General features: G+C 39.1%; 16 protein-coding genes. 9 read left to right on the forward strand and 7 right to left on the reverse strand.

Translation table 11 applies throughout. The annotated features are described in order from the left end of the window. The first annotated feature begins 5 nt into the window (after nucleotides 1-5). Entirely contained in the window at nucleotides 6-638 is a 633-nt protein-coding gene (gene dhaL, locus H1225_RS12545) for a dihydroxyacetone kinase subunit DhaL (RefSeq protein WP_006536081.1), read from the forward strand. Nucleotides 639-666: 28 nt separating this feature from the next. Next, the gene (gene dhaM, locus H1225_RS12550) at nucleotides 667-2,115 is read left to right on the forward strand and encodes a dihydroxyacetone kinase phosphoryl donor subunit DhaM (protein ID WP_109848063.1); all 1,449 of its coding nucleotides are present in this window, start codon (nucleotides 667-669) and stop codon (nucleotides 2,113-2,115) included. Between the two features lie 185 nt (nucleotides 2,116-2,300). Here dhaM and H1225_RS12555 read toward each other — a convergent pair whose 3' ends face one another. Genes H1225_RS12555 through H1225_RS12565 form a run of 3 tightly spaced genes read right to left on the reverse strand, consistent with a single transcriptional unit; the run spans nucleotide 2,301 to nucleotide 7,278 of the window. Then, the gene (locus H1225_RS12555; RefSeq protein WP_161724180.1) at nucleotides 2,301-3,578 is read right to left on the reverse strand and encodes a sigma-54-dependent transcriptional regulator; all 1,278 of its coding nucleotides are present in this window, start codon (nucleotides 3,576-3,578) and stop codon (nucleotides 2,301-2,303) included. Continuing rightward, complete coding sequence (locus tag H1225_RS12560; protein WP_109848061.1) at nucleotides 3,556-5,931, reverse strand: ATP-binding protein; 2,376 nt, start codon at nucleotides 5,929-5,931, stop codon at nucleotides 3,556-3,558. The genes H1225_RS12555 and H1225_RS12560 overlap by 23 nt, the downstream gene beginning before the upstream one ends. Before the next feature lie 57 nt (nucleotides 5,932-5,988). Further along, nucleotides 5,989-7,278 carry an ABC transporter substrate-binding protein gene (locus H1225_RS12565; protein ID WP_239739143.1) on the reverse strand — a complete coding sequence of 430 codons (1,290 nt, stop codon included), beginning with the start codon at nucleotides 7,276-7,278 and terminating at the stop codon, nucleotides 5,989-5,991. 312 nt (nucleotides 7,279-7,590) lie between these two features. Here H1225_RS12565 and H1225_RS12570 point away from each other — a divergent pair, with 312 nt between their 5' ends. Beyond that, nucleotides 7,591-8,928, forward strand: coding sequence for an MFS transporter (locus H1225_RS12570; RefSeq protein ID WP_161707030.1), 1,338 nt, complete (start codon nucleotides 7,591-7,593; stop codon nucleotides 8,926-8,928). A gap of 65 nt (nucleotides 8,929-8,993) precedes the next feature. Continuing rightward, nucleotides 8,994-10,445, forward strand: a complete 1,452-nt coding sequence (gene pyk, locus H1225_RS12575) for a pyruvate kinase (RefSeq protein ID WP_161727476.1) — start codon at nucleotides 8,994-8,996, stop codon at nucleotides 10,443-10,445. Nucleotides 10,446-10,550: 105 nt separating this feature from the next. Here pyk and H1225_RS12580 read toward each other — a convergent pair whose 3' ends face one another. Then, nucleotides 10,551-10,967 (reverse strand): Rap1a family protein, encoded by a 417-nt coding sequence (locus H1225_RS12580; protein ID WP_109400016.1) that lies wholly within the window; start codon nucleotides 10,965-10,967, stop codon nucleotides 10,551-10,553. Nucleotides 10,968-11,252: 285 nt separating this feature from the next. On the opposite strand from H1225_RS12580, the gene H1225_RS12585 reads away from it, so the two are divergent. From H1225_RS12585 to H1225_RS12600, 4 genes are all read left to right on the forward strand, one after another. Continuing rightward, complete coding sequence (locus H1225_RS12585; protein WP_232240013.1) at nucleotides 11,253-12,440, forward strand: ROK family transcriptional regulator; 1,188 nt, start codon at nucleotides 11,253-11,255, stop codon at nucleotides 12,438-12,440. Between the two features lie 39 nt (nucleotides 12,441-12,479). Next, nucleotides 12,480-13,778 (forward strand): hypothetical protein, encoded by a 1,299-nt coding sequence (locus H1225_RS12590; RefSeq protein WP_109848058.1) that lies wholly within the window; start codon nucleotides 12,480-12,482, stop codon nucleotides 13,776-13,778. A 27-nt stretch (nucleotides 13,779-13,805) separates the two neighbouring features. Next, nucleotides 13,806-14,966: an MFS transporter gene (locus H1225_RS12595; protein ID WP_072064354.1), complete on the forward strand. Its 1,161-nt coding sequence runs from the start codon at nucleotides 13,806-13,808 to the stop codon at nucleotides 14,964-14,966. 157 nt (nucleotides 14,967-15,123) lie between these two features. Continuing rightward, nucleotides 15,124-15,390 carry a DksA/TraR family C4-type zinc finger protein gene (locus H1225_RS12600; protein ID WP_109400018.1) on the forward strand — a complete coding sequence of 89 codons (267 nt, stop codon included), beginning with the start codon at nucleotides 15,124-15,126 and terminating at the stop codon, nucleotides 15,388-15,390. A 96-nt stretch (nucleotides 15,391-15,486) separates the two neighbouring features. Here the strand turns inward: H1225_RS12600 and H1225_RS12605 are convergent, their stop codons facing one another. Then, nucleotides 15,487-17,223 (reverse strand): pyridoxal phosphate-dependent decarboxylase family protein, encoded by a 1,737-nt coding sequence (locus tag H1225_RS12605; protein ID WP_161671135.1) that lies wholly within the window; start codon nucleotides 17,221-17,223, stop codon nucleotides 15,487-15,489. A 694-nt stretch (nucleotides 17,224-17,917) separates the two neighbouring features. Here H1225_RS12605 and H1225_RS12610 point away from each other — a divergent pair. Continuing rightward, nucleotides 17,918-18,367 carry a hypothetical protein gene (locus tag H1225_RS12610; RefSeq protein ID WP_109848056.1) on the forward strand — a complete coding sequence of 150 codons (450 nt, stop codon included), beginning with the start codon at nucleotides 17,918-17,920 and terminating at the stop codon, nucleotides 18,365-18,367. An 86-nt stretch (nucleotides 18,368-18,453) separates the two neighbouring features. On the opposite strand, the gene deoD is transcribed toward H1225_RS12610, so the two are convergent. Both deoD and deoB read right to left on the reverse strand, forming a co-directional pair. Continuing rightward, the gene (gene deoD / locus H1225_RS12615) at nucleotides 18,454-19,170 is read right to left on the reverse strand and encodes a purine-nucleoside phosphorylase (RefSeq protein WP_006536106.1); all 717 of its coding nucleotides are present in this window, start codon (nucleotides 19,168-19,170) and stop codon (nucleotides 18,454-18,456) included. A gap of 77 nt (nucleotides 19,171-19,247) precedes the next feature. Further along, nucleotides 19,248-20,474 (reverse strand): phosphopentomutase, encoded by a 1,227-nt coding sequence (gene deoB, locus H1225_RS12620; RefSeq protein WP_072064358.1) that lies wholly within the window; start codon nucleotides 20,472-20,474, stop codon nucleotides 19,248-19,250. Nucleotides 20,475-20,500: the final 26 nt, after the last annotated feature.

Raw genomic sequence — 20,500 nt, forward strand, 5'->3', positions numbered from 1 at the left:
AAAAAATGGCTTTAACACATGCTCAAATCATTCTTTGGTTACAACAATGCGCATCACTTTTTGAACAAAATAGTGATTATCTGACAGACTTAGATCGTGAAATTGGTGATGCTGACCACGGTTTAAATATGAACCGAGGCTTTAGAAAAGTGCAAGAAAAACTACCTGAATTTGAAGGACAAGATATTGGCACAATCCTTAAAACCACAGGTATGACATTGCTCTCAAATATTGGTGGAGCAAGTGGCCCACTATTTGGCACCTTCTTTATTCGTGCCGCCAAACCCACGGCTGCATTGCAAAACTTAGAACTTAATCAACTTGTTGAAATGGTAACAGAAGGTGTAGAAGGCATTGTAAGCCGAGGAAAAGCAGAGCCAAATGACAAAACCATGTGTGATGTTTGGTGGCCGGTGGTTGAGTCATTAAAACACTCGAGTGAACAAAATCTTTCTATCAAAGAAGCCCTCAATCAAGCACAAGTTGTCGCTGAAAAAGCGGCTGAAAATACCATTCCGATGCAGGCTCGAAAAGGGCGAGCAAGCTACTTAGGTGAGCGCAGTATCGGACATAAAGATCCCGGCAGTGCTTCTGTGGTACTGATGATACAAGCCCTTGCAAATAGTATTAATGCATAACTGACCAAGCAACCCATAAAGGTCTACCATGATAAATATTGTTATTGTTTCTCATAGTAAACATCTCGCAGATGGTGTGGCAGAACTTGCCAGTCAGATGCTTAATCCAACTCATTGCCAGCTTGCGGTTGCCGCAGGTGTCAACGATGACGAACATGCCATTGGCACTGATGCCGTTAAAATTATGACGGCGATAGAATCGCTTTCACCAGCACAATCTATTGTTGTGATGATGGATTTAGGTAGTGCAATACTAAGTGCAGAAACTGCGATTGAGTTACTTGATCCAGAGCTAGCTGAGAAAGTCACCCTCTGCTCAGCGCCTTTAGTTGAAGGAACGCTTGCTGCAGTTGTAGCCGCATCTTCAGGCGCATCACTAGAAAAAGTGATTGAAGAAGCTTCAAATTCTTTATATCCAAAGAAAATCCAACTTGGTGAAAATTTCGTTCAATCTAAAAATGATATTAATGCCACTGTCAAAATTCACGGTAAAGAGGCAAGTTGGGTTGTTCGTAATCCCCATGGTCTACACGTCAGACCGGCCGCAACGTTAGTTGAGGTACTTTCTGCTTTTCAGGCTGATTATCAATTAGTTAAAGGGGATAGGCGTATTAATCCTCTCAGTTTAAATCAGCTTTCATTAATACAAATTCGCCAAGGTGATGAGATAACGCTAATTGCCTCTGGTGAACAAGAAGAGGAGGCGATTGCAGCTTTTCTTGAACTTGCCCAAAATGGCTTTGGAGAGGAGTTATCTTCTGATTCTAATACCCTAACATTAAAAGGCATTTTAGCCCCCGTCACCCAAATTAAGGCCCCTGCTTTTATTTGGCATGAAATAGAACTTTCACCTATCGAAAACTTATCTGAACCGATTGATATTGATGCTCAAATCGGCAAACTTAAATTTGCAATAAAAAGCACGCTAAAAGCACTAAAACAGAGTGCCAATAAAGCTAGTGAAAAATTAGGTGAGCATATCGGTGCCATTTTTAACGGCCATATCATGATGTTAGATGATGATGAATTAATCACAAGTGTGATTGATCGCATCAAAGAAAAGAAGATCAGTGCCCAGCAAAGTTGGTCAGATGAAATGCAAGAAAGAACACAGTTGTATTGTGCTCTCACCGACCCTTATTTACGCGCACGTGAACTCGATCTTCGTGATCTGCGTAATCAAGTACTTTATCATTTACAAGATAAAACTCGCCCAAGCTTTACCCCTTCACAACCCGCTATCTTGGTCGCCAAAGAGATTTTTCCTTCCACATTAATTCAATTGGAATATAAAAAATTCGTGGGAATAGTGTTAGCCAAAGGCGATGTCCTTTCTCACAGTGCCATTATCGCGTCTGAAATGCATTTACCCATGTTAGTAAATTTGGGGCCTGAACTATTAAAAGTGACTGAATCTCAGATGCTAAAATTAGACACAAATAAGGGCGAGTTAAGTATTGAACCAATAATGCCATAACCCTTTTTTCAATTCATCTACACAAAAAACCCGCACAATAGTGTGCGGGTAAGTCAACGAAAAACGCTATTGATAAGAAGACAGTACTTGCTATTGCTATAAAGGGAGTTACTCCCTTTACTCAAACAGGTGTTTTGGATATCCAACCCGCCCTTAAGGACGGTCTTTACGGCATGCTGGGTAAATCAAACTTTTGGCTTATAGCTATCTTTATCGAGATCATGTTTTTTCATTCGTAAATATAGCTTCTTACGTGGAATACCCAAATAATCCGCCACATCACTCACTCGACCCGCAAATAAATATAACGCATCCTCAATTAATCGACGCTCATATTCATCCACAAGATTATCCAAAGGGCCTTCTGGTGGGATAATGGCTCGATGTTGTTCACTATCAACCATTTTCACAATGCCTACCGCATAGAGTTCAGCCACATTTCGTAACTCACGAATATTTCCTGGCCAATCGTAACGCTTTAAAATATCGAGGTAATTACGATCAATCTTCGGTACTGCAATACCGAGTCGTTGCGCACTTTGTCTCAAAAATGCTCTAAATAGCGGAATAATATCAGGGCGTCTTGCACTTAACGGAGGCAATGAAAAAGTGATTTGTGAAAAATAGTAATAAAATTCAGGGATTAATCGCCCTTCGGTTACCAATTGTTGTGTATTATTTTCTAAAATCGCAATCGTTCTAAAATGGCGTTTTCCTTGACGTTCCATATCTAATAGATAAGAGCTTAGCCAACGTTGCGCTTCTGATGATAAATCATAAGGAGAACGCAAAATTAATGTTCCAACTTCATCCGCTTCAATTTGAGCAATAACCTGTTTGATATCAGATAAACTTTGACAATCAACTGTTTGGATAGCTTTATCACTGTGCGGGCTTAACTCATGTAAGAGTTGAGCGAGAAGGTGACGTCCCGTTCCCATCTCCCCTTCTATCATTAAATCTTTATCAATATCGGCAATTTGTTGTACTTGTTCTCTGATCGCGGTGATTTGCGCGCTATCTCCCACTAATCGCTCTTGTGTCGTGCTGATTACGGCATTTCTCAGAGAAAGAATGGATTGACGCTCTTTATGAGCCTTCGCCACTAACTCTAAGAAAGCAGGAGGATTAATTGGCTTTTCAATAAAATCATAAGCGCCTTTTTTTACCGCTTCTACTGCTAACGGTATATCCCCATGGCCAGTGATCATGATAACGGGGATACGAGGGTCAATTTGTTTAATGCGCTCTAACACTTCCATACCATTCATTGCTGGCATATAGATATCAAGCACAACAGCACCTTGCCATTCTGGTGTTAAAAGGCTTAATGCTTTTTCTGGTGAGTCAGTTACTCTGGCAATCATTCCCGCAAGATTAAGCAAATGACGATAAGATTCGAGAATATCTTCATCATCATCAATTAATAAAACGTCAATATCATGCATGTGTGATTGTGTCATCTGTAAACTCCAAAACAACCATGGCGCCACCCTTTAATGTAGAGGCCAAGTAAATTTCATAACCAAACCGTTGCATAATTGAACGGCAAATGGATAACCCTAACCCAAGCCCCACATCTTTTGTGGTTGTAAATGGGGTAAATAATTTGGGTAAAACCTCTGAATTGAATCCTTTTCCACTATCAGCGATCGCCACTAATTTTCTTTTGGGATCAACAGATAAAAGATCAATGGTGATCTGACTTTCACCAAGACCCGCAATAGCATCCATCGCATTAACAAACAAATTAACTAAGACTTGTTCAATTTGTGTCGGATCTGCACAAATAGTTAATTCATCAGGAATATTATTCTTAATAATGCATTGCTCTCGTTTAGAACGAGACTCTACCAACACCATCGCGCTATCTACCAGCTCTTTTAATGGTGCTGATACAAAGCTAATTTCAGATGAAGATTTACGAGAGAAATTACGCAATGCCGTAATAATTCGATTCATTCGCGCACACAGCTTTTCGATACGTTCGATTGAATCAGGTAATTGATCATATTTTCCCATCTGCATAGTCAGTTTTGCACTGTAAAGATAGGTATTAATTGCAGAAAGTGGCTGATTAAGCTCATGTGCAAGGCTTGTCATCGCCTGACCCACAACCGCCATTTTAGCAGCCTGTACTAGCTCTTCTTGTGTCTGAATTAAATGTTTTTGTGCCTGTTCACGACGCAACATCTCTTCATTTAATTGCTGGTTTTTATCCTGTAAATCTTGTGTTTTTAATGCCACCAGCCGTTGAAGCTCTAATCGGCTTAACTCTTGGCGCGTAATATCTGTGATAGTCACAATATATTTGTGTTCATCTTTATGTGGATATTCTCGAATATTAAATTGTAAGAAATGAGGCTCACCCGCTTTTACCATTCGAATAATACATTCACTCTGCCCTAATAAATAGAGCTGGCCACTTGAGCTAAATTGAGTTTTTAGCATCGTGCTGGCTTCGCCACTAAACAGCAACCAAAGCGGTTTGCTATTTTGCTCTTTTCCTGTACCTAAGAGTGTTGCCGCACTTGGATTAACCGTTTCTATCCTGCCATCGTGGTGACAGGTAATTAAACTCGCATCCGTGTTATTAATAAGATTTAACGCATTACTAGCTTCAACTTCTTTCATTTGACGCCAAAATCGACGAAGTCGCCGACTTAATAGACCAATTTCATCTTGTCCTTCAATCAGTACAGGCTCGGTTAAATTACCGTTAGCGACATGCGCTAAGTCATCACTGAGTTTATTCAATCTTGCGATAAGTCTTCTATCGATTAAGATTTTCATCACAATAATACTCAGCAAAAGTGATGCAATAATGATGACAACAATAACGATTTTCCCCGTTGCCATCAGTTTACGAGTATTATCATTAAGCTTATTTAGCGCTTCACTGGTAGCAAAAACATTGCTTCTTACAGCACTATCAAATTGTGATAATTTTTCATTCAGTTCAGGAGTTAATGCTTTGAGCTTTTTTTCGTTTTCTACATCATCAATCAATGTCTGGTAGATATCACCGTCATAACGCGTAATGGCAATAATCTCTTGTAATATCTGGCGGTGAGCAATAGTTGATGGATAGCTTTTTAGCTTTTGATTTAAGGCGATTATTTCATCAATCTTAACACTGATATAATGAAAAGCGACATCAATATCACGGCTATAGCGTTGATGAGCAATTTCTTCAACTAAACTAATTAACTCATTTTCCGTAGTAAATAATTCTTGTAATAATGTGGATTCAAGTAAAAGTTGTAGGCTGTTTTCCTGTACATTTTTCTCATTAATCATTTGGCTAACATGCCACTCAATTTCATTAAGTAGCGGTTTAATATCTTCACCAACAGCGTCATGCATCCATGCTAATTGACCTAATAATTGAGCAAGCCTATTTTCCAATTCTCGACGCTTATCCAGTAACACATCTTGCTGATCAATTAATGCCGACAGTTCGTCAACAAGTTGAGTATAAAAATCACGCTGTGGCTTTTGCTCAATAGGAAACTCACGCAAATTATCGAGTAACTGATGAATTTCCTGCTGTTGTTGCTCTGAAACTGATTTTCTCTGTGTCTGTTCTCGCTCTTTTAATAGCATTTGTAAATTGGTGCTATAACGTTCCATATTATAGCTAGTGGTTAACATCGGTAGAGACTCCCCCACTGACGCATTAATCTGTGTCGCCAATTTTCCCCACATAAAAAAGATCACCACACCAATTAATAGGGTGAGTAAAGAACTAAAGATAAACGCCATATACAAACGTCTACCTAATTTACCAAATTGTTTAGGCACTAATAATTTCATCCGTAAGACCTTTCATAAAAACAGCGCTTCCTGCTGTATATCTGAACCACAAGGCGGTTAGGGTGATTTGTTTTCTCTTAATAAAGCGCGTGCTTGTTCAAGTTTTTCTGCTTCTAATGTACGCCATTGATACAGCACAGCTAACGCTTGATCGGAATACTCTCGCTGATCGGCTTCCTTCATAAATAACGCTTGTAATGTCGGTGAATTAGCCTCTTTCTCACTAATAAGCACTGAACTTGCTATTTTTCGTGCTTTACTGATCGCATCAAGACGTTCTGACGTTTTATTTTCCTGTCTTTCAGCTTCATGGATATCACTCCAAACTTGGCGCATTAACGGAAAATTATGGGTGATCATTTGATCAAATAACGCATTAACCACTTCACTACGACGATAAGCCTCATTGCTGTTTAAAATAAATTCTGTGTTATTAGCCAGTTCATCGTTATTACGTAAGATCTCTTTGCTTAACGGGATCTTTGCCATATCACTTTTATAGATGCTCTCTTGTCCTTCATCCGATAAAAGAAAGGCAATAAATTTGGCCGCGGTGTTTCTTTTACTGCTTTCCGCCACAATAGCGACATAAGCCGGCAAAATAATCGACTTATCAAAATAGCTAAACTCAACAAAATCAAAGCGTTTTTGATGGTTAAAAGCGTAGTTATCAATAATTGGCCCAGCGCCGACAATACCTCTAGCGATAGCATCACTAACACGTGAACTGCGTGCAGAAATGGAAGAAAGATTCCCACTGGTTTCCAGTAAAATCTGCCATCCTCGCTCCCAGCCATACTCTTGTAACACATTTTCCACCATCAATTGCATCGTGCCAGAGTTCGCTGGTGTAGTCATGGTTAAGTGCCCTTGATAAATAGGATCACTTAAATCAATCCAGCTTTTTGGTGCAGGAAGCCCCCATTTTTGCAAGTATTGTGTATTGCTCATAATACCAATACCAGAATAACCAACCGTGGTTATCTTATCGTTTAAGATATCACTATGACGAGTTAACCATTTTGGCGTTTCATAATTGACAGGTAACCGCGCCAGCAACCCTTCTCTATCTAAATGATGAAAAAAGTTAGCCGATGACGACATCACAATATCAACAGGCTGTGTGGGATATTGTTTCATCATACGTGTTGCTATCGCGACACGACGATAAACCACTTGCACTTTGGTATCAGGATAACGTGCGCTAAAAGCTTCTGTGAGTGGTCTCATTGGTGTATCTGAAAGCGTCGTCAATATAACAAGCGGCTGCTCATCACTACGCACAGGTGTGATAAACAGCCAACTAAACAATAAACAGACGAGACTAAGTGTTATTTTTATTCTCATGACATACCCCTGATTTTGTTTTGAATAAACATAAAAATGTGTCGAACTTCAAACTTCTGATATTTAGCAATATTTATTATTTTGAGCTAATGAGTCCCTAATGACCCATTTACAACAATGATACGACGATATCTTCACTCATTTTTAAACCAACACCTAATAGCGATGTTACAAATTTGACTCACCGATTCAGCAGAATGTGTCATCGATGACTCAAATTCCCTCTTTTGCACCAAGATGACCTAAATGAATAGCATCAGCTCTGAAAACCAAAATCAGCTTCAGACATGAATAATATTCGGAGTCATCTCTATGCTAAGTTTCTTTAAAACCAGAAAGGATCTGCCGCTAATAGAAGCGTCAAGTGAAAAGATCCGCGCAATATATAAAAAGCACCAATGGCAGGTCTTCTTTGGTCTTGTTCTTGGTTATGCCATGTTCTATGTGGTTCGTATGGCACTCGGTGTGGTGAAAAAACCTATGCTGGATGCAGGTATCGTAACCACCGCTGAACTCGGTTTAATGGGTTCTGCGTTCTTCTTTACCTATGCATTTGGTAAGTTCTCTAACGGCTTCTTATCAGATTATGCCAATATTGGACGCTTTATGTCCATCTCGTTAATTGCCTCTTCCTTTGTTTGTATCTTCATGGGAATGTCAACGGCGAGCCTGTTCTTTATCCTGTTATGGGGTATTAACGGTTGGTTCCAATCTGTTGGTTCAGCGCCTTCTTGTGTCTCTATCTTCCAATGGTTCTCACCAAAACAGCGCGGTACCGTTTATTCCATCTGGGGTGGCTCGCGTAATATTGGTGAAGCAATTACCTGGATCTTGACTGCAACCATAGTGAGCTTCTTCGGCTGGCGTGCAGGTTTTATCGGTGCCGGTATCGCGGGTATTGCGGCAGGTATCATCTTACTGATGATCTTAAAAGACCGTCCTCGTACTTATGGCTTACCTGATCCAGCAACTGCATATGGCGAAGAGTCAGAAGCCGTTAAATCAAGTGATCCTAAAGAAACTCGTCGTGCTCAGTTATTCGTATTAAAACAACCAACAGTGTGGATCATCGCAGCGGCTTGTGCGGCTATGTATATCTCTCGCTACGCAATCAGTTCATGGGCTGTTCTTTACCTACAAGGCTCAAAAGGTTACTCACTGATTGATGCTGGTTTCGCAATGTCTACTTACCCAATCGCTGGTTTCTTCGGTGCGATCTTAGCGGGTATGGCTTCAGACAAACTGTTTAACGCTAACCGTCATATTCCAACACTGATTTATGGTATCGCCAACATCGCTGGTTTCGCACTGATGTTCTGGGGTCCTCAAAGCCGTGTAATGGATGCTATTGCATTAAGTATGGTTGGTTTTGCAATGGGGGGTCTGGTTGTGTTCTTAGCAGGCTTAACCGCTTGTGACTTAATGCCGAAAAACGCAGTTGGTGCAGTAAAAGGCTTTATCGGACTGTTTGCTTACATTGCCGCATCTGCGCAAGAGTTAATTTCAGCATCACTGATTAAAGTTACTCAAGTTGGCGATATCACTCACTACGACTTCACCACAGTACAGTACTTCTGGATTGGTTCTGCCATCGCCTCCATGATTTTAGCGACGCTAGTCTGGAATGCGAAAAAAGTGACCATGGATTAATGAATTAATTAAGTTGTCATCAAGGGATACCGTTGGGTATCCCTCTTTAAAAAGAGAATGTCATTATGCGTAAGACAAAAATTGTTGCGACTCTTGGCCCAGCTAGCTGCACAGAACAGATGATCGAAAAACTGATTTTGGCAGGTGCTAACGTATTTCGTTTAAACTTTTCACATGGTACTAGCGAACAGCATCAGACTACAGCCGCAACTATCCGTCAGGTCGCAGAAAAACATCGTGTATTTATCGGGATCTTAGCTGACCTTCAAGGCCCGAAAATTCGTATCGCTAACTTTAAGAATGATTCCGTTAAATTAACGCAAGGCGATAGCTTTATCCTAAATGCAGATCTTGATCCAACATTAGGGGATGAGCAACAAGTTGGATTGGATTACCCACAACTTGTTCAGGAAGTCACACCAGGGAATATTCTGCTACTCGACGACGGTAATATCCAATTACAAGTCAGCGCAGTAAATAATAATCAAATTGAAACAAAAGTGATTGTAGGTGGAAAACTCTCTAACCGTAAAGGTATTAACTTACTCGGTGGCGGTTTATCAGCACCTGCGTTAACAGAAAAAGACAAACAAGACATACACACAGCCGCCGCGATTGGAGCTGATTATATTGCAGTGTCATTCCCACGTAATGGTGCTGATATTGAATATGCGCGCAGTTTAGTGATTGCGGCAGGAAGCCATGCCAAAATCGTTGCTAAAGTCGAGCGTGCTGAAGTGGTTTCTTGTGAAGCCAATATGGATGACATTATTAAAGCGTCAGACGTGATTATGGTGGCACGAGGTGACTTAGCGGTTGAAATCGGTGATGCCAGCTTACCGGGCGCTCAGAAGCAATTAATCGCACGTTGTCGTGCATTAGGCTGCCCTGTTATTACAGCAACCCAAATGATGGAGTCAATGATTGAAAGCCCAATGCCAACCCGTGCCGAAGTCATGGATATTGCGAATGCTGTTGGTGATGGTACTGATGCTGTAATGCTATCAGCCGAAACGGCGGCAGGAAAATATCCAGTCGAGGCGGTTAGTGCAATGGCGCGTGTTGCTGAAGGAGCCGAACGCTCTTTTGCAGCTAATGCTGAAAACCCATGGCAATCTCCGTCTTATTACTCACAAACAGGTCGTTGGATTGCTCTGGCAGCTGCGACAAGCGCCTTCCATGATGACAAGCATTTAAGTGTTGCAGCATTAACAGAAAATGGTAAATCAGTGACCTTATTGTCACGTTTTATGCCAAACAACAACGTATATGCATTAACAGATAATCCCGCACTTGCGGGTCAATTAACGGTATTACGTGGTGTAACACCTGTGGCTTATCAACGTCAAAATAATAATGACTGTGATGAAAACATCATGCAAAAACTGCAAACAGAGGGATTATTAACAGACATGAATTCACTCTTGATCACTCGTTTATCAACCTTTGAAAAAACCGGTGAAAGCGACTGTTGTCATCTTGTTCCTGTAAAACAAGTTGAAGCAACAACTGCTTGAGTGTCTTCCATCAAGGGGCTTATGAGAGAGGCAACCTGAAGTAAATAATAAAAAAAAGAGCACACCAAAATCATTTTAGCCACAGGGAATGTGGCTATTTTTCGTCTAGATACTGCTATCAGCATGGCAAGGATAAGCATCTTGTAATGCGAGAATATAAATTAACTCCAACGGCGTTTCTTGTTGTTTATTCTTCACTTCAGGATTTTTATCTAAATAAGCATCAATATGCTTAACCATAAAATCGCCATTTTGCTCTATTTTAGGCGGTGGGCAATAAAGAGGACGAAAATTATCGTTATCTTGATTCTCAATTTTTACAGCAACCGCATAAAAATTAAATCCATTTGCGATACCGTTTAGATAAGCTTGAGTCACCGATTTTAATTGTTTATTAGCAGGATGCTCGAGGGCTAATAATCGTTTTACCTCTAGATAACCGCTTAATGTCACTGCCTGTGAATACAGTGGGAATAACAATAGCATCCCTATAACCCCTTTTAATAACATTCCTTTTTTCATGCTGATTTTCTCTTTAATTCAATAGATATTGATTTCATTCTAGTCGTTTTACTGCGTTAAGAATATGTGCAATGAATATATACATTGAAGATCTTTTAAAGGCTCCCATTGTGCAAATCAAACACATCAAATTGTGATCACAAACCCATTTAGGATGGTTTCCAAACTAATTAGCCGTTTTTCACTTTACAAAGTAAATAAAACGGTGCATAACTATCAACCACAGACGATTTTATATAAAAAAAACATCTTTTAGTTTTGTTTCTAAACAAATGGAGTAGTAACGTGACACCGAACGTACCCAATACATTACGGCAAATGAATGCCTCGCTTGTATTAAATGTCATTCGTCATCAAGGTCCTTTGTCACGGGCTCAGATAGCCAAAATTAGTGGAATTACAAAAGCGACGGTGTCTGAAATTATTAACGATCTCCTTGAAGAAAAAATCGTTTATGAAAGCGGTGTTAGTTCGCCAGCAGGACAAGGTAGAAAAGGTATTTTAGTTAACTTCGATCCTCAACACAGTTTAGGTGTCAGCATTGATTTAGGCGGAACCAAAATCGCCTATGCTGTTTTTAACTTAGATGCCGAATTGTTGTATGAATATCAAGAGCCTACCTTTGATACTGACGATCGTGAGCACTTTATTACGCAATTTGCACAAAGTATTGAAAATGTGATCGAAAAAAGCGGCGTAGACCGTCAAAAGATCAATGTTATCGGTGTCGCCACACCAGGGATCATCGATATCAAAAATGGTGTTGTGCTAGAAGGTTCCCCTAACTTACCTCAATGGGATAATTTACCTTTAGCACAACAGCTTACAGAAAAACTCAATGTACCCGTTGTACTCGAAAATGATATTCGTGCAGCACTTGTGGGTGAAATGTGGAAAGGCCACTGCCGTCATACGCACAGTTGTGCGCTAATTGGCATCGGCACAGGATTAGGCTCCGCCTTGCTAATGGATGGAAAAGTTATTCGTGGCGCAAACAATGCAGCCGGTGAAATCGGCTATATGATGTTTGCTCGTGACCATCTCTTTCGAAATTGGCGCAATAAAGGATGCTTTGAGAGTTTCTGTTCCGGTTCAGGTTTAAGTGAACGCATGGCGAGCTTACGAGGGGAAAATCTTAGTGCGATTGAGATTATTCAAGCATCACAACAAGGCGATCCTCTGGCTCAATCCTTAGTTGAAGAAATGGCAGATTATCTTGCTATTGGCATTATGAACTTAGTCGCCATTGCAAATCTGGAAAAAGTGGTATTAACAGGCGGGATCACTCGCTCTGCTGATACCTTTTTACCGCGTGTTCAGGCAAATCTAGATAGACATTTATTTGCTAACACCAAAGTGAATATCGAGCTGTCTGAATTATGGGAAAAAGGCCCGCTTTATGGCATTGCCATTCTTGCCTTGGCTACGGTTTATCCATCAATTCAATTTATGCCCGAGATCCAATTGAGATAACCCTAATAAAAAAGCACCTAAACGAGATGGGAGCAACTCATGGCAGGAATACATCTTCACCCACATGATATTTTAGACGAAGGCATGCCCGCTATACTTCAACGCCTTGATGGCATGAAGCATGTCGAGCATTTATTTGTCGAAATTAATACCATTTTTGAACGTAACCCTTACCCTGTTGGTGATTTACCTCATAACCCTATCCATAATGTGGTTATGGGAACAGGTACACTACACATCAACACTCATACTGATTTCCCTCGTCTAAGCCAACGTGTTGATCCAACTATTTTAGCGGGTGCCGATCCGCTAATGACGATAAAAAAAGCCACTGATGGCGGAAAATATAAAGTCATTCCATGGGCAAATATTCTTAATGGCGATTTCACTGGGGATATAGAAAACAATCAGGTTATCGATTTTAAAGGCCGTCCACAGGCACACTGGCTCTGCCCTAACGCTCCTGATGTCGCTCAATTGTGGCAAAAGACATTCACAGCATTAAAACAAAACTACGGTTATGACACCTTTTTAATTGATCGAATTCGTTTCCCTGATTGGGCAGGTAAAGAAGTTAATCCAGCTGGATTATTTACCTGTTTTTGCCCTCACTGTGAAAAGAAAATGGTACAGCAAGGTTTACCTGTTAATGAAATCAAACAGCGTCTGGCGGCTTTAGCTGACTCATTAAAACAAGCGGATTTCGAAACACCTGTTGCCGCATTAAAAGAAGATCCTTTGTTAAAAGCGTGGCAAGTATTTCGCCAACAAAGTGTGACTCAATTAGTTGAAAAATTACTGTCTGATGCCAAACAAACTGCGGGTGGTATTACGTTATGGCTTGATCTATGGCCACCAGCTTATAGTTGGATCTTAGGTCAGAACTACCATGAATTAACGCGTTATTCTTCAACACTCAAACATTTCCCTTATCATAAATTAGGGGGAGGAGCAGATGTTCAAGGGTTAATTAATCATTTTGCCCATGATAGCGAAAGCCAAGAGCGTGCATTTACTGCGTTCAAACGCTTATTTGAATTACCTTATGACATTTCATACGAAACCTTTAAACAGCAAGGTTTTCCTATTCACTTTGTTGCAGAACAAAATAATAAAGTTCGCCAGCTTTCACAGCCAAATACCTTTATTTATAGCGGTATTCAAATGTGGAATTTACCTGCCTCTCAATTAATTGAAGCCGTTATTGCAGCAGAAGAAAGTGCTTGTGATGACTTACTTTATTATTGCTATGGATGGGCTACTCAAGAATTATTTGATGCAATTGGCGAACACAATACACCTAACAATAACGCCTATAACAACACGATTAAAGAATAATACACCGCGGAAAATCAGGATAAAATTATGGCTAAACAACAAAAATGGAAAGTCTTTTTCCTTCTGTTTGTCACGATGTTTTTACTCGGTGGCATTCAAAATACAAAAGGGCTTATTCTTGAACAAGTTCAACATGATATTTCATTAAATATGAGCCAAGTTGGCTCATTAATTACCTTTTTCCAAATCGGTTTTTTAATTGCCAGTTTATTAACAGGCTATTTTACCGATAAGAAAGGGTTAAAAGTCATGATGTTTATTGGCTCATTAATGATGGCGGTTGGTTTAACAGGAACCAGCCTTGCTTTTAATGTGATGCTATTTTTTGGCTTTTATCTGGTAATTGGTTTAGGTATTGGCTCGATGCTTGTCTCTATCGTGACCGTTATTCCGACTTTCTATAAAGAGAAAGCTGGCATGATGTTTAACGTCTCTAATGCAATGTTTGGCGTAGGGATGATTGTCACTCCGCTAATTTTACAATATCTATTTTCACACTCTATTTCATGGCGTACTTTTTATGTGGGTGTTGCCGTTATTGTTGCGGTCATTATTCTCGTATTGAGTACATTAAAAATAGAAAACAGCGCACAAGTTGATATGAAATTCAGTGACTTTTTAGAGTTACTGACACAAAAATCGCTATTATTAGTTATCTTATTTATTACGTTGTACGTTGCTGCTGAAGCCGCTTTCTTAAACTTCTTCCCTATTTTCTATACCTCTATGGATATTGGAAATATGAGTAGCGCACAAAAAGCAGAAACAGCCGCTTATGTGATTTCCAGTTTTGCTTTCTTATTTACTATTGGTCGTTTTATTGGTGGTTTTATTAACCTTGCATTGGGTGATCGCAAAACGCTTATTCTATTTTCATTATTTTCTCTAATCGCCATTATTGTAAGCCGTATCTTTGTGCAAGATGTTGTTTATCTGTTTATGGTATTTGGTTTTGCATTATCAGTGCTGTTTCCAACAGCCGCCGCCGTTGCCACAAAATTAACCAGCAAAAGTGGCTCGGTGATGGGATTGATTTATGTTGCTTCTGGATTGGGTGGTGCGTTAGCAGGTTCATTAATTGGTCAAGTATCAGAAAGTTATAATGTTTCTGTTGGCTTTAACCTGATTATTGTATTCGTCGCCCTCTTCTTTATTATTTCTCTATTTATTAGAGAACAAAAACAATAACAACAACCGTTATGCCTCTGAAATTTGCCCCTCCATATGAGGGGTTTTTTATTTCTATCGTGATAAATTAAGGTACATTTTCCTTTTTGTTTTGTTGATTTTTTCACCATCGCCCTAATAATAGTATTAATATTCACTGTTAAAATAGGAGAATATGATGGCAAGTGGATGGGCTAATGATAGTGCTGTTCAAGAGCAAATAGATGCCACCATTGATGATGCAATTGCCAGAGCTCGTAACCAAATGGCGCAAGGTGAAAGTGCAGAGTTTTGTGATGAATGCGGTGAGCCAATCTCTCTGGCTCGGCAAAAAGCCGTTCCTGGTGTACGTTATTGTTTAAACTGCCAAGAGGCATTTGATAAAAAAAATAATGCCTTTAGTGGGTATAATCGCCGTGGTAGTAAAGATAGCCAACTCAGATAATCTGCAATTATTATCATATAAAATAAAAACTGTACTTTAATATGGATTTCCTCGATTAAAGTACAGTTTGTTTTATTTAATCAGACAATAATTTAGTTAGATTTTCGCAACCTTTTTTGAGCTCATATTTTGACTCATTCCGGTTAAAATCTTCATAAAATTATCAATATGAGCACGTTCAGTATTTGGATTCATAAATACTGCTTTTTCACCTGGAAGATAAATATAACGGTTATTTTTCGCATATTTCGAGCAAGCAATAGAATCTACCCAGTTAGTAAATAATCCTTCTTTACCACGTTGTAAGAAAAGTTTTCTATGCCACTGCGTATTATGAACCATAAAGTCATATGCTTCTTTATCTGTAGAGCACGTTAACTCTAAATCAAAAGCAACATTAGGATCTTTGACTAAATTTGGATCATACAGTTTAAAACCAACACTTGGGCCTTGGTTTTGCGGTACGATCACTTTCGCATTCCCCATCTCTAACAACTGATGGCGCATGTAGTTGGCGTTTTGCAAACAGTGAGCAATAATGGTTTGGTAACCTTCAATCCCCATATAGTGCATTGCAGAATAAGCACCAAAGATACCCACACCACTACGTGTACATTCAATAGTAGATTGTAAGTGAGTCTGCCCTTCTAATTCATGTTCAAAATAGGTGAAGTTTTCTGGATCGTTTTCCAGTGCCACGAAGTCATTGCCATTTTTCACCAATACTAAACTTGAGGTATAAGGCACATAGCCCCATTTATGGAAGTCGATGGTAATGGAATCGGCATATTTCAGATGTTTAAATTTCTCAACATTCTGACGTAAACCTTCTAAGGTGACATCATTAATTGCCAGCGGATTACTGCTAAAATCATATTCTAAGAAGAAGATAATCGGCCAACCAACAGCTGCATCAACGTGAACATGGGGCTTAACAGGGATCTCAAATTCTTCACATAAGCGATCACGTAATTCACAAACCCCTTTCACATCATCCACACCAAAGGTGTCTGTTGTTCCTGTGGTTAACATGATAGTGGGTACTTTGCATTTAACAGTAAAGCACGCTCTTAATTCACGCTCTAGGTGTTCTAAATTAATGGTGTTATCTTCAGACACTTTAATACGGATAGTTTTGTTATCAACATCAACACCTAATAAGGCCAGGTTAGTCATATTTGAATAGTGACCACCTTGGGAGTTAATGATGCGATAATCTTGATCTGCTGCCATGCCTAAATGTTTAGAATTAGGCATAGACTTGCGTAATCCAAAGAGATAACCATATAAGTTACACATGGTGCCACCTTGAGTGAACACACCTGAGGCAACTTCAGGATCGTAACCAACCAATTTAGCGACTTTTTTTATCGTCACTTTCTCTAACGCATCAGCAACACCAGAATATTCGCAATACACCATGTTAGGGTTGCCCATTAACCCTAAGATTGAACCATAAACCCCCGGATCACTTGGCATTGCAATTACGTTTTCAACAGCTAATGGATTTTCCCAGTTTTTACACAGTGTTGAAACTAACATCAGTAGTTCATTAGGATCATTTTCTGGGTAATTAATGTTTTGTTGGATTTGCGTATCCGTCATTAGACGTTCAAATAGTTGTTGCCCATTTGAGTAACGTTGTAATTGGTCATTATCGTTAGAAGTTGTTTTTCTAAACTGTGTAATCGATTGGATTGTTTTATCCTGAAATATCGGCCAATACTTCGGATCTCGGCTGAAAAAGTGAGTAATAACGTCGTGGTATTTCTTCTCAAATTCCGCATTCAGAATGTTAGCAGAAGATAGACCTAATAAATCTTGATTTTTCACTATATTCTCCAAATAGAAACCGAAAATAACTTAATTGAACAGTATAGCAATACTATACATTTTCTAATTAATTTAGTTAGTACTTCATGTGATCGCATAGGCTCTACTCACAACCACACAAAACAAAATATTTTATTCAATATCAATAAGATATTGATATTCGGAAAGTTAAATTTACAGATATTATTATTTCATATATATGCTTATGTGACTGACATCACAATGAAAATTAAGCTACAAACAAAAATAATCACCCGAAATACTATTAACTATTTGAAATATAATCAAAATACAATAATAACCAGCTAACTATATGATATTATTGGAGTCTCTATTTAATTAATTGTATTAATCTGTTATTTCCGCAATTAGTACAGCTAAAATTACATTAAGTTTAGTTACCACCAATAAAATCAAACGAAATCACTATAATATTTTCCATAATCAGCTAATTAATTATAATTTTAACTATTATTAGGTATAAAGTATGGGTTAAGGCTAAAACGGAAGGTAGTCAATAATGAAAATATAAAAAAGAAAATAATCATAGAGAATAATTCTACAAATAACGAAAATATTGGTTGAAAACAAAAGACAGTCACCCTGCTAAATAATCAGAATATTTACTCTACATATTTTGCTTCTTTTGCCGATACTTAAAGTAATAAAGTAGGTAATTAACGGAGAAGACAATATGAAAGCACGTATCGCTATTGCTGCTGTATTCGTATTATTATCCGCAAGTGTCTATGCTGAAGAATTTACCTGCCAACTTGAAAATGGTAAGTATGTCAGCGTGTTCGTTGAACATGGAAAGCCACCTGTTTATCGCTATGGCACACTTGCAAAAACAGAGATCACACTACCTGTTCCTCAGCAACCCAATAATAATGTCTTTTATGGGCATCAAATGTTTGTTGCTGGCGCATCGACTTATATTCGATTTAAGAATGGAAATTACAGCTACATTGTTTATGACGGTGAAGGTAGAGGATGGAACTTTAACGGTATAATTGTTTATAAAGACAATAACATTATCAGTAAAAAAGAGTGCAAACAGCCATTAACACCCAGCTTAGATAATTTAAAAAATTACTCAATTAAAATGGACCCTTATTTAGAAACCTATATTTATGCTCCTTAATTTCTAATTTAATTAAACATATATACATAAAAAAACCCAATTCTTAAATTGGGTTTTTAGTATCTTTAAGCAACGAGATGTATTGATTAGTCTTCTAATAACAGAACAGATTCTAATGCAATTTCAATCATTTCGTTAAAGGTAGTTTGACGCTCTTCTGCTGTAGTTTGTGTACCTTTTTTGATGTGGTCAGATACGGTACAGATGGTCAATGCTTTTGCGCCGTATTCCGCTGCAACACCGTAGATACCTGCAGCTTCCATTTCAACACCTAAGATGCCGTATTTTTCCATTACATCAAACATTTCTGGATCTGGAGAGTAGAACAGATCAGCAGAGAAGATATTACCAACGCGAACTTTAATGTCTTTCGCTTTTGCTGCATCAACAGCATTCTGAACTAATTGATAATCAGCAATAGCGGCAAAATCTTGGCCTTTGAAACGCAGGCGGTTAACTTTAGAGTCTGTACATGCGCCCATACCAATAACAACATCACGCAGTTCAACATCTGGTAATACTGCACCACATGAACCCACACGGATGATAACTTTCACGCCGAAATCTGTAATTAATTCTTTTGCGTAAATTGAGCAGGAAGGAATACCCATACCGTGGCCCATAACAGAAACTTTACGGCCTTTATACGTACCTGTAAAACCTAACATACCACGAACATTGTTTACTTGACGGACGTCTTGTAAAAAAGTTTCAGCGATGTATTTAGCACGAAGCGGGTCGCCCGGCATTAAAACGACATCAGCAAAATCGCCCATTTCTGCGTTAATATGAGGGGTAGCCATAATTCTTCCTTTTAATTGATCTTTTTACTATTCAAATATCATTCGGTAGGCATATTACTATACCTACCGAAGTTAAATTAAAACATTGCCTTACCATAGTCGACCGGAGATAAACCGAAGTATTTCACAACAGTCTGACCGATATCAGCGAAAGTTTCACGGTGCCCCAATGAACCCGGTTTAACTTTTGGACCATAAACAAGAACAGGAATGTGTTCACGAGTATGATCAGAACCAGGCCAAGTTGGGTCGCAACCATGGTCTGCTGTTAAGATAAGAATGTCATCTTCTTTAACCAGTTCCATTAATTCTGGTAAACGACGGTCGAATAACTCAAGTGCTTCACCATAACCCACAACATCACGACGGTGGCCGTAAGAGGAGTCAAAATCAACAAAGTTGGTGAATACAATTGTGTTATCGCCCGCAAGTTTCATTTCTTCAAGTGTTGCATCAAACAGCGCATCAATACCTGTTGCTTTCACTTTTTTAGTGATACCTACGTTTGCGTAGATATCAGCAATTTTACCAATAGAAACAACATGGCCTTGTTTTTCATCAACCAGTTTTTTCAACATTGTTGGTGCTGGTGGCTCTACGGCTAAATCATGACGATTACCTGTACGGGCGAAGTTACCCGGCTTGTCACCGATAAATGGACGCGCAATAACACGACCAATGTTGTAATCACCTTTGTTTAGTTCATCACGAGCAATTTCACACAGCTCATACAATTTATCTAAACCGTAAGTTTCTTCATGACATGCAATTTGGAATACAGAGTCGGCTGAGGTATAGAAAATCGGCTTACCCGTTTTCATATGCTCTTCACCCAGTTCATCCAAAATCACTGTACCAGATGCGTGACAGTTACCTAAGTATCCTGGTAATTTTGCACGTTTAACGATGTTTTCTAGCAGTTCTTGTGGGAATGAGTTTTTCAGTTCTTTGAAGTATCCCCAATCAAACAGAACAGGCACACCCGCAATTTCCCAGTGGCCTGACGGAGTATCTTTACCAGAAGAGATTTCACTGGCATAACCATAAGCACCGATAATATCTGCATTTTTATCTAAACCGACAGGGAATTTGCCTGTTGATTCTTCCGCAGCTTTACCTAGACCTAAGCGGCAAAGATTAGGTAAATGGAGAGGACCTTTACGACCGTCTCTATCTGCTTTACCGTCAGCAAACGCTTGTGCGATATGCCCTAAAGTGTCTGAACCTTGGTCACCGAATTTCTCCGCATCACCGGCAGCGCCGATACCGAAGGAATCTAATACCATGATATGTACACGTTTCATAATTCTCTCTCCTGTGTCATTCTCCG

It is taken from the genome of Proteus penneri (genome assembly GCF_022369495.1).
In the GTDB taxonomy this organism is placed as follows: Bacteria; Pseudomonadota; Gammaproteobacteria; order Enterobacterales; family Enterobacteriaceae; genus Proteus; species Proteus penneri.